This window comes from Pedobacter sp. 01N416 (genome assembly GCF_056399685.1).
The window spans coordinates 1-10,680 of record NZ_JBFTRT010000113.1; the positions used below are offsets into that span (position 1 = coordinate 1).

6 protein-coding genes are annotated in these 10,680 nt (G+C 39.1%); 5 read left to right on the plus strand and 1 reads right to left on the minus strand.

Going from position 1 to position 10,680, the window contains the following annotated elements:
- The 4 genes from AC1DND_RS08365 to AC1DND_RS08380 all read left to right on the plus strand — a co-directional run.
- Positions 1 to 719 (plus strand): L-rhamnose mutarotase (locus AC1DND_RS08365; protein WP_477580720.1); only part of this gene is annotated, 719 nt, incomplete at its 5' end.
- 184 nt (positions 720 to 903) lie between these two features.
- Positions 904 to 1,989 (plus strand): Gfo/Idh/MocA family protein, encoded by a 1,086-nt coding sequence (locus AC1DND_RS08370; RefSeq protein ID WP_477580722.1) that lies wholly within the window; start codon positions 904 to 906, stop codon positions 1,987 to 1,989.
- A gap of 209 nt (positions 1,990 to 2,198) precedes the next feature.
- Complete coding sequence (locus AC1DND_RS08375; protein WP_477580724.1) at positions 2,199 to 3,788, plus strand: sodium:solute symporter family transporter; 1,590 nt, start codon at positions 2,199 to 2,201, stop codon at positions 3,786 to 3,788.
- Positions 3,789 to 3,876: 88 nt separating this feature from the next.
- A complete protein-coding gene (locus tag AC1DND_RS08380) occupies positions 3,877 to 6,042 on the plus strand; it encodes an alpha-L-rhamnosidase-related protein (protein WP_477580726.1) in 2,166 nt (721 codons plus the stop codon).
- Between the two features lie 777 nt (positions 6,043 to 6,819).
- On the opposite strand, the gene AC1DND_RS08385 is transcribed toward AC1DND_RS08380, so the two are convergent.
- Positions 6,820 to 7,593 carry an IclR family transcriptional regulator gene (locus AC1DND_RS08385; protein ID WP_230140880.1) on the minus strand — a complete coding sequence of 258 codons (774 nt, stop codon included), beginning with the start codon at positions 7,591 to 7,593 and terminating at the stop codon, positions 6,820 to 6,822.
- Between the two features lie 275 nt (positions 7,594 to 7,868).
- Between AC1DND_RS08385 and AC1DND_RS08390 the strand changes: the two genes are divergently transcribed.
- Positions 7,869 to 10,628 (plus strand): family 78 glycoside hydrolase catalytic domain, encoded by a 2,760-nt coding sequence (locus tag AC1DND_RS08390; RefSeq protein WP_477580728.1) that lies wholly within the window; start codon positions 7,869 to 7,871, stop codon positions 10,626 to 10,628.
- The last annotated feature ends 52 nt before the right edge of the window (positions 10,629 to 10,680 follow it).

Genomic DNA, 10,680 nt, shown 5'->3' on the forward strand with positions numbered 1-10,680 from the left:
GCAACGGACCAAAAGTTGCCGATCATATCAAGCAAAGTGCGGGTTTAGAAAAGCCTTTTCAATATTTATTGAAAGAGAAAACCAATTGTTCAAAAAGAGGCACCAATCAGGCCGTAGATCAATCTGTTGTATTCGAATTGGTTTATAAGACAGGTAATCTACCGGGTAACAGTGCCTTAAAAACTTTTGCAAAAGAAAATAATCTCCTGCCAGGTTCAATTTATAAATGGGGAAATCGATTGGTAATTTATACTTCAAGTTTAAAAGTGGAGAGTTTGCAGCAAACTTTAAAACGCTTAAATGCGACAGAAATTAAATTGTACGACAATCTGTTTTACGACTTCAACAGAGAAAAGAATTGTGGCGATAAACCAGTAGCAGAATGGGATAATATCATTTTATCAGCCAATTTGGTAAAGGATGAAAAACTCCAGAAAGAATATCTGGCTTACCATAAAACACAGTTTGAAAAATGGCCAGAGATATCGAAAGGATTTTGTAAGGCCGAGTTTCAGCGGTTAGCCATCTTTAAAAACGATAGACAGTTAATGCTGATCATTAGTATTCCTAAAGGAAAAAGTTTAGATGAATTGAATCCAAAAACCACTGAGAACAATCCAAAAGTAGACGAATGGAATGCAATAATGAAAAAATACCAGGAAGGGATTGAAGGAACAAAACCAGAAGAGGTTTGGGTTTTCTTTAAACCGGTTGAGTAAATATTTTTAGATATATGTCATCCTGAGGCACGAAGGATCTTTTAACAGTGGAAAACTGGCTTAAAGTACAGTACAACAAAAAACTCGAATAAAACCGTGGGTTCGGCGCAGTTAGGTTAGAGATTCTTCCTGCGTCAGAATGACAACAATTTATAAAAACAAAAACGCTTATAAAAATAATATCATGTTAAGATTAGGGATTTTAGGTTTAGGAGAGGGCAGAAGTACCATTTCTGCATCATTGGCAAGCAAAAAGTTTAAGCTTATCCAGATTTGCGATGCCAATAAAAAGCTTTGCGAAGAACGGGCTTTAGAATTTGATTTTCAAAACTGGACAACCAATTACGAGGATATGTTAACCAGCGACAAAATCGATATGATTGCGATTTACACGCCAGATCATCTGCATTTTGAGCACATTAAACTGGCGCTTGAACATGGGAAGCATGTGGTGTGTACCAAACCATTTATCGATGATTTAGCTCAGGCCAATGAGCTGTTGGAGTTAGCAAAGAAATCAAGAAAAAAGATTTTCGTAGGGCAAAGCTCTCGTTTTTTTGAACCCGCCATGCGCCAGAAAAAAGATTTTGATAAGGGCTTAATCGGAGAACTGATCACTATCGAAAGTCATTACCATGCCGATCATCGCTGGTTTTTGGAAAAAGGCTGGTCGTTAAAACAATCATTTAAATGGTTGTATGGCGGTTTAAGTCACCCTGTTGATTTCATCAGGTGGTACATGCCAGATATTGAAGAAGTTATGGGTTATGGCATGTTGAGTAGCAACGGTTTAAAAGCCGGACTGAAAAATCAGGATACCATGCACTTTATTTTTAAAGCAAAAGATGGCAGAATTGCGCGGGTTAGCGGTGCTTACACTGGTCCAACACAGCCTGCAAGTCGCGATAGTGGCATGAGCTGTATCCTGCGAGGAACAGAAGGCGCTAGCCAGGCCGATTACCATGAACTACGATATTCTGTTACAACCAAAACCGGCGAAGAAAAGATCATCACCTGGGGCGATTCTACTTTAAAGCACTATTTCCGTTTCGAAGGGCAAAGCCATCACGCCGGAGAATACCAGAATTATTTAGAATATTTTGCAGATAGCATCAACAATAATTTTACCGCATACCCTGATTTAAAAGAAGGCATCGGGACTGTGGCACTATTACAAGCAATGGATCAATCTTTAGAAACCGGTTTGCCAGTAAAAGTTGATGAAATTTTGAAAGCAAATCACATTACAAGGGAATCGATAGGATTGTAATTGTTTGCCACGGAGACACAGAAAACACGGAACATAATGCGCCATGGTTTGTGTCTCACGAACCAGTAATTGCGAGGCACGAAGCAATCTGTCCAGTAAAATAGATGCTGAAATAAATTCAGCATGACGTAACTATAAAAATGGTCGTCAGGACTCCGTGAATTCTGTGATTCCGTGGCAAAACTAAATAACTAACCAAAATAAACCTAATGGGAAACATTGTAGAACGATTAACCAGTTTAGATTACTTTATCGTAATTGCTTACCTCATCATCCTGATCTTCATTGGTTATCGGGCCAGTTTTTCTAAAAAGAAGAACGATGATGAGACCTTATTTTTGGCCAATAAATCATTAAACTGGAGTAGCATCGGCTTTAACATGTGGGGCACCAATGTAGGTCCGTCGATGTTATTGGCTTTCGCAAGTATTGGCTATAGCACCGGTATCGTAGCCGTTAATTTCGATTGGTATGCCTTTATCTTTTTATTCTTACTGGCCATCGTTTTCGCTCCAAAATACCTTGCCGCCAAAGTGAGTACCATGCCCGAGTTTATGGGCAACCGTTATGGCGATTCTACACAAAACATCCTCGCCTGGTATGCACTGGTTAAGATTTTAATTTCGTGGTTATCGCTCGGTTTGTTTGCCGGAGGTTTTTTGGTCCGCCAGATTTTGGGCATACCGATGTGGCAATCGGTTACCGTATTGGTCGCTTTTGCCGGACTGTTTACCTTTTTCGGCGGTTTAAAAGCCATTGCCAAAGTAAATGTTTTCCAAATGATTTTATTGATCGCCGTTTCATTATCGCTCATGCTTTTGGGACTGAATAAAGTTGGTGGACTTTCTGCTTTATATCAAAAAACACCGCATCATTTCTGGAATTTAATCCAACCCGCCAGCGATCCAAAATATCCATGGTACGCCATTTTGTTGGGGTATCCGGTTGCAGCTGTGGCCTTTTTCTGTACCGATCAATCGATGGTTCAATCTGTTCTGGGTGCTAAGAACTTAAAACAAGGGCAATTGGGCGTGAGTTTTATTGGCTGGCTAAAAATCCTTTCCTTACCATTATTTATTGGAACAGGAATCCTTTGTTATGTGTTATTTCCTGGATTAAAAGATCCGAACGAAGCTTATATGACCATGGTAACCAATTTATTCCCGCCTGGCATGAATGGCTTGGTAATCGTTGTGCTGATTGCGGTTTTGGTGGGTACCATCGGATCTTCTTTAAATTCATTAAGTACCGTTTTTACGATGGATATTTATGTAAAGAAAATCAACCCACAGGCGAGTAATAAACAGATCATCCGCATTGGCCGATGGGCAGTTGTTGCGGGATGTATTTTCGCGGTTATAGTGGTTTTGGCCATTGACAATATTAAAGGATTGAATTTATTCGATGTTTTTCAATCGGTTTTGGGCTTTATTGCACCGCCATTATCGGTGGTGTTTTTACTCACTGTTTTCTGGAAAAGAACCACAAGAAAAGCGGTGAATTTTACACTTTCAATCGGCTCCATTTTAAGCTTGGGCGTTGGTGTAACTTATTTATGGATTTTACCATCGGATAAATACACTTTCTGGCCGCATTATCTGATGCTTTCGTTTTTCATTTTCGCAGGATTAATGATCATTGCGATTTTGATTTCTTTATTGGATAGATCACCAAGTATTTACACGGTTAATGAAGAACACCAGGCCAATATAGAAAAACCAGCAAGAACAGTTTGGATTTCGTGGATTGCATTAGCCATCGTAATGGTTGCACTTTACATTTTATTTAATGGGCATTAAAAATAATGAACCACAGATGAAAAGGATGCACACAGATATAAAAATCTGTGCTTATCTGTGTTAATCTGTGGCTAAAAAATTCAATAATATGAAAAATTTAAAAAAACTTATTCTCATTGCCATTTTCACCTGCTCGGCAGCACAGCTTTTCGCGCAAAAAGCCTCATGGATCTGGTACCCCGGCGATTTAGATATTTACATGAGCAATGTGATGCAGAACCGCAGAACCGAAAGAGGCTCCTTTTTCCCTGTCTTCTGGAAAATGGATAGTCATTATGTTTTGGTCGATTTTCACAAAGAATTTAATCTTGCTCAGGCTGAAGAGGTTAAATTGTTTGTAGAAGGTACTTACAACGTTAAAATCGATGGTCAGGCCATTGCGGGTTTTCCAAAAAGCATTCAGATTCCAGCAGGGAAACACAAATTGAGTTTGAAGGTTTACAACCAGGCGCATGTTCCGGCGATTTTTGTTCAGGGTAAAACGGTAGTTTCTGATGAAACCTGGCTCACTACTTTCGAGGATAAAGAATGGATCGATGCGAGTGGAAAAACCTCTGATAAATCGGGAACTACCTTTGTTTTAGCAGGCTCATGGAATTTAACTGATCCAACTCAATTGCCATCACAGTTTAAATTGCCTGTTAAAGGTATTGCCGCGGTAAGTAGAAAAAAGAATGAGGGGGGAGAACTATTAGATTTTGGAAAAGAAACTTTTGGCTTCATTAAGGTTCATGGTTTAAAAGGTAAAGGTAGATTGAGTTTATTTTATGGTGAATCTGCTGAAGAAGCTTATTCTGAAGATAAATGTGAGACTTTAGATTATGTGGATATTGATTTGGCTGTGAAAAAGGATTCCATTATGCCACTTTCGAAAGCATTTAGATATGTGAACCGCCAAACAACTGGAAATGTAACAGTCGATTCTATTTCCATGTTATATGAGTATTCACCAGTAACAGAACGCGGAAGTTTTAAATCTTCGGATGAGGAGCTAAACAAAATTTACGATGTGGCCAAATATACCTTCCATTTAAATACCCGCGAGTTCTTTATCGATGGCATAAAACGCGATCGCTGGGTGTGGAGTGGCGATGCTTATCAAAGTTATTTGATGAACTATTACTCGTTTTTTGATGCACCAACTGTAAAACGGACTTTATTGGCTCAGCGTGGAAAAGATCCCGTAACGGCGCACATCAATACCATTATGGATTACTCTTTTTATTGGTTTTTAGGGATTTATGATTACTATAAATTTACCGGCGACCAGAAGTTCGTACAGGATATTTACCCACGAATGCAGTCGCTAATGACTTACATCGATGGAAGAAAGAATAAAAATGGCCTGTTAGAATGGATGCCTGGTGACTGGATTTTTATCGATTGGGCAGATAAACTAAGTAAAGATGGTGAAGTAAGTTTCGAACAGTTGTTATATGCCAGGAGTTTAGAAACAATGGCTTTATGTGCCAAATTAGCCAATGATGCAGAAGGCATTGCCAAATACGATAAACAGGCTAAAGAGCTGAAAAACAAGATTTTTGAACTTTATTGGAATCAGCAAAAAAGCGCTTTGGTTCACAGCCGGATTGACGATAAACAAACAGATAATGTAACCCGTTATGCCAACATGTTCGGGATTTTCTTTGATTATTTTACACCGGAACAAAAGTTATCGGTTAAAAAGAATGTGCTTTTAAACGATCAGATTGCCAAAATTACCACACCTTATATGCGTTTTTATGAGCTCGAAGCATTATGTGCCATGGGCGAACAACCTTATGTATTAAAGGAAATGAAAAATTATTGGGGCGGCATGTTAAAATTGGGCGCAACCTCTTTTTGGGAGGAATACAACCCAGATAAAAAGGGAACCGAACACTTGGCTATGTACGGCCGCCCGTTTGGAAAAAGCCTTTGCCACGCCTGGGGTGCAAGTCCGATTTATTTATTGGGAAAATATTATTTAGGCGTACAACCTACCACACCAGGTTATGAAACTTACACCATTGAACCTAATCTGGGTGGCTTAGCCTGGATGGAGGGCAAAGTCCCAACTGCGAATGGTGATATTTCAGTGTTTTGCAGTAAAAAAGAAATCAAAGTTTCTTCTCCAACAGGCGTAGGTAAACTAAAGATAAAAAGCAAAACCAAACCAGTTGTGAAAGGCACTGAAATGAAAGAAGTATCGAAAGGTTCGTATGAAATTACAATTGAAAAAGGCAAGGATTATAGCGTGAAGTATTCGGGCTAGTTTCGTCATTGCGAGAAGGCTTTTTCAGCCGACGAAGCAATCTTACTACTATGGATTATAGCGACCGCTTTAAGATTGCTTCGTCATTCTTCCTCGCAATGACTATAAGCTTATAAACCTGTGAGGTTTGAAACGAAAATCTCAATACGGTAACTTCGCGTTAGGGATTGTACCAATTCCTCATCGGTACCAGAGCGAAGCGGAGGTTTTATTTAGCCGGTCATATTATTTAGAAAAGCGGGGTTCGGTGCTTTTAGGTTATGAAAGTCCTGCTCTCCCTCCAAGTCCTCACTCATTCTTCGCTCCGGGCTTTCCGTTCTATCAGGTTTATTTAACCAAACTCAGTAGTTCTTGGCTACACATCAACCTGTCTATAGCTTATTGCGATAGATACCGAGTTAGGGATTGTAAGGGTTCTGGGCTAACGCTCGTTTCTAACGAGCGTTGAATAGCTTGTCGTTTACAAACGATAAAATCGTAAAGTTATTCATGCACTCGTTGGGAAACGAGCGCAAGCAATTAAGCGAAATATCATGATACGGTAGCTTCGCGTTAGGGATTGTAAGGGTTCAGTACCGATTTTTCATCGGTACCGGAGCGAAGCGCAGCCCTGAAAAGCCCGGACCCTTGCGTAGCTTGGGGAACGCCCAAATGAATTGCGGTTTCTTACACGCTCAATTTCTACATCAGGATCAGTACTTTAATAAAAAGATAGATCCTGAAACAACCCGATAGCTATCGGGTTCAGGATGACGACTTGACAAGTAAAATCAACAATTAAACCCCAATCCGTTGTTCTATTTTTTTAACACATTTATAGGCCTCGGCAAGGATCACATCATTTTCAATCGCTTGATCTACATTTATCGCATTTAACATTGAAATGGTTAAACAGGCGATAATTCCATTATTGCCATTAATACCAATTGGTACCGAAAGATCGGTAACACCAGAAACTGAATCACTATTTTTGAAATAAGAGCCAGTTTGCTGAATATCTTCCAATGAGGTCAAAAAATCTTCTTGCTGGGCTTTAGCATATTTTTTAAAAATGGAATTGTTTTTTAATGTTGTGCTACGCTCAGCCTCGGGCATATAAGCCAATAAAACCTTTCCTGATGCAGTTAAAGGTAATGGAAACAAATTTCCCTCCTCGATAGAAAGCGCAATCGGCCCCGGACTTTTCGCATGAATAATCACCATTACCTGGTTCATGTACAAAATACTCAAATGGCAAGATTGACGGATACTATTTGCCAGTTCCTCTAAAGGAAACTGGGCAGCTTTACGCAGTTCATCAATAGGCGAGTGCCGGTGCGAGAGGTAAAAAAGCTTTAACGATAGCCTATACTTGCCCGAAACTTCATCACGTAAAATATAGCCACGACTTTCCAGACTCATCAACATCCTGTAAATTTCGTTTGGCGTTTTCTCAATACCAATAGCAATTTCAGTTTGAGACAATGGGATAGATTGTGCTGATAAATACTCCAATATATCAAGTCCTTTATCCAAAGCAGGGGCTTGGTACTTCGATTCTTTTTCGTTCATGCGGGTTTAAATTTGGCTGTATCGTATTTTTTACAATTTCAAACATACAAAATGCTTTCTTATTTATCCAAGAGAAGATTTTGTATAATTTAAATACGAATATATGTTTTCATATTTAAAAAAAACATTTATATTTGAATTAGTGATCGCATTTTAAAGTTAATAAATTTATAAGGCTTAATTCCATAGAATTGAGAATTTATTTCTGAAAAAATTTATCGCTGATGACCATTTATAAACCTAACCAAAACATCCGAAACGGTGTGCAATAGTGAATGAGCAAACTTGTAATATTTTCTTGGCTTTATCTGTTAAGCATCCCGCTTTTTGCGCAAGATATTAAGGTTGCTCAATTGGATTGTGCGTATCGGAATAATCCTATTGGCATCGATGTTCTTTCGCCGGGTTTGAGCTGGAAACTGCAATCAGCTAAACACAATATTATGCAAACAAGCTATCAAATCGTAGTTTCTAGCAGTTTAAGCAATTTAAATAAAAATATTGGGGATGTTTGGGATACTAAAAAAGTAAACTCAGGCCAATCATTACAGATTAAATATAAAGGTAAAAAGTTATTATCAAGCAAAACCTATTATTGGAAAGTCCGTGTTTGGGATAATTTCGGGCATGAATCTGGCTGGAGCGCTTCGGCCTTTTGGCAAATGGGATTGCTCAACACAGCCGATTGGAAAGGTGCAAAATGGATTGCCTACGAAAAACTGGCAGACTCTAACGTAAATAGTCTGCCAACGGATGGTAAAAAAGACAAATACATTGGCAATAATATCTTGCCGATGTTCCGCAAAGGTTTTACGGTAACGAAGACAATTAAAAAAGCTACTGCTTTTATTTCTGGTTTAGGCCATTTTGAAATGAGTTTAAACGGAGCGAAAGTTGGCGACGACTTTTTAGCACCCGGCTGGACGAAGTATGATAAAGAGGCCTTGTACCTGACTTATGATTTAACTAAACAGCTTAAGAGAGGTGAAAATGCAATAGGAGTGATGCTGGGCAATGGTTTTTATTATATTCCTCCAGTTAAAGAAAGGTATAGAAAATTAAAAGTAGCTTATGGTTATCCGAAAATGATCTGCAGGCTGTTGATCGAATATACGGATGGAACTTCAGCGAATATCATCAGTAACCAAAGTTGGAAAACCGCGCCATCACCCATAACTTTTTCAAGCATTTATGGCGGTGAAGATTACAATGCCAACCTCGAGCAAAAAGGCTGGAATTTAGCAGGTTTTAACGATAGCAGATGGAAATCGTCGTTATTAGCTGATGGTCCGAAACTAAATGCCCAAAGAGAAGAACCTGTAAAGATTTTCGAAAATTTTTCTCCTCAAAATATTAATCCGGTTGCCCATGGCGAATGGGTTTATGATATGGGCCAGAACGCTTCTGCAATTATCGAATTGAAAGTCCGAGGTAAAAAAGGCGATACGGTTCGCATTACCCCGGCCGAATTATTAAAAGCTGATGGTTCGGTAACACAAAAAAATATAGGCAGCCCATCTTATTTTACCTACATTTTAAAAGGAGATGGTTTGGAAATCTGGCGTCCTAAGTTCTTTTATACAGGCTTTCGCTATCTGCAGGTTAAAGGGGCTGTTCCAAACGGTAAAGAAAATCCATCTAACAAATCGGTAGTAGAAGGTTTAAAAGCTTTACATATCCGAAATGCTGCTGAGCAGGTAGGTAAGTTTTCATCGTCTAACGAGTTGTTCAATAAAACTTTCAGCCTGATCGATTGGGCGATTAAAAGCAACATGGTTAGTGTTTTTACCGATTGCCCACACCGTGAAAAATTGGGTTGGTTAGAGGAATTGCATTTAATGGGCAGTTCTGTAAGATATAATTACAATGCTGCAGCTTTGTTTAAAAAAGCCTTGCAAGACATGAAAAACTCGCAATTGGCTAGCGGCTTGATCCCTGAAATTGCGCCTGAGTATGTAAAATTTGAATGGGGTGGCGATATGTTCCGTGATTCGCCTGAATGGGGCAGCAGTGGCATTTTAATACCATGGTATTTATATCAGTGGTATGGCGATAAACAGGCTATGGTTGATTATTACCCAATGATGCAGCGTTACATCGATTATTTGGGCACCAAAGCAAATAACCACATTTTATCGCAAGGTTTAGGCGATTGGTATGATCTGGGGCCAAAACCTCCCGGCGTTTCTCAGTTAACGCCAATGGGCATTACGGGTACAGCCATTTATTACTATGATTTAAAAATTTTAGAAAAAACGGCTGCGCTGCTGGGCAAAAAAGCTGATGCAATGGCCTATGCAAAACTTGCCCTTGAAGTAAAAAATGCATTCAACCATAAATTCTTTGATGCAAAAAGCAAACAGTATGCAACAGGATCTCAAACTGCAAATGCAATGGCGGTTTATATGGAACTGGTTGAAGAAAAGCATAAAAATGCAGTAATCGATAATTTGGTTAAAGATATCAGAGATCGTAAAAACAGTTTAACAGCAGGCGATATCGGTTATCGTTATGTGTTACGTGTTTTAGAAGATGCCGGTAAATCGGATGTGATTTTTGATATGAACAGCCGTTCGGATGTACCTGGTTATGGTATGCAGCTAGCCAAAGGCGCAACGGCTTTAACCGAATCTTGGGCCGCTTTGCCAACCGTATCCAACAATCATTTTATGCTCGGGCACTTAATGGAATGGCTGTATAGTGGTGTTGGCGGCATCCGTCAGGCAGAAAATTCAATTGCTTTTAGCCATATTAAAATCGAACCAGAAGTGGTGGGCGATTTAACCTCAGCTGATGTGCGTTACAATTCCCCCTACGGCGAAATTTCTTGCAAATGGGAAAAAACAGACCGAACTTTTACACTGGAGGTGAATATCCCCGTAAATACAAAAGCAACTATTTACTTTCCGGTTTTGCCGAAATATGAAATCTCCGAAGAATACAATTCGACGTTTACAGATGCAGGTATAGAAGCGGGGAAAGCTAAGGTTGCTCTAGGATCAGGTTATTATAAGTTTAATTTAAAGTACAAATGAAAAAGATAATCCTCGCATTTTTCCTTTTTGTAAGTGCATTAACATTGAATGC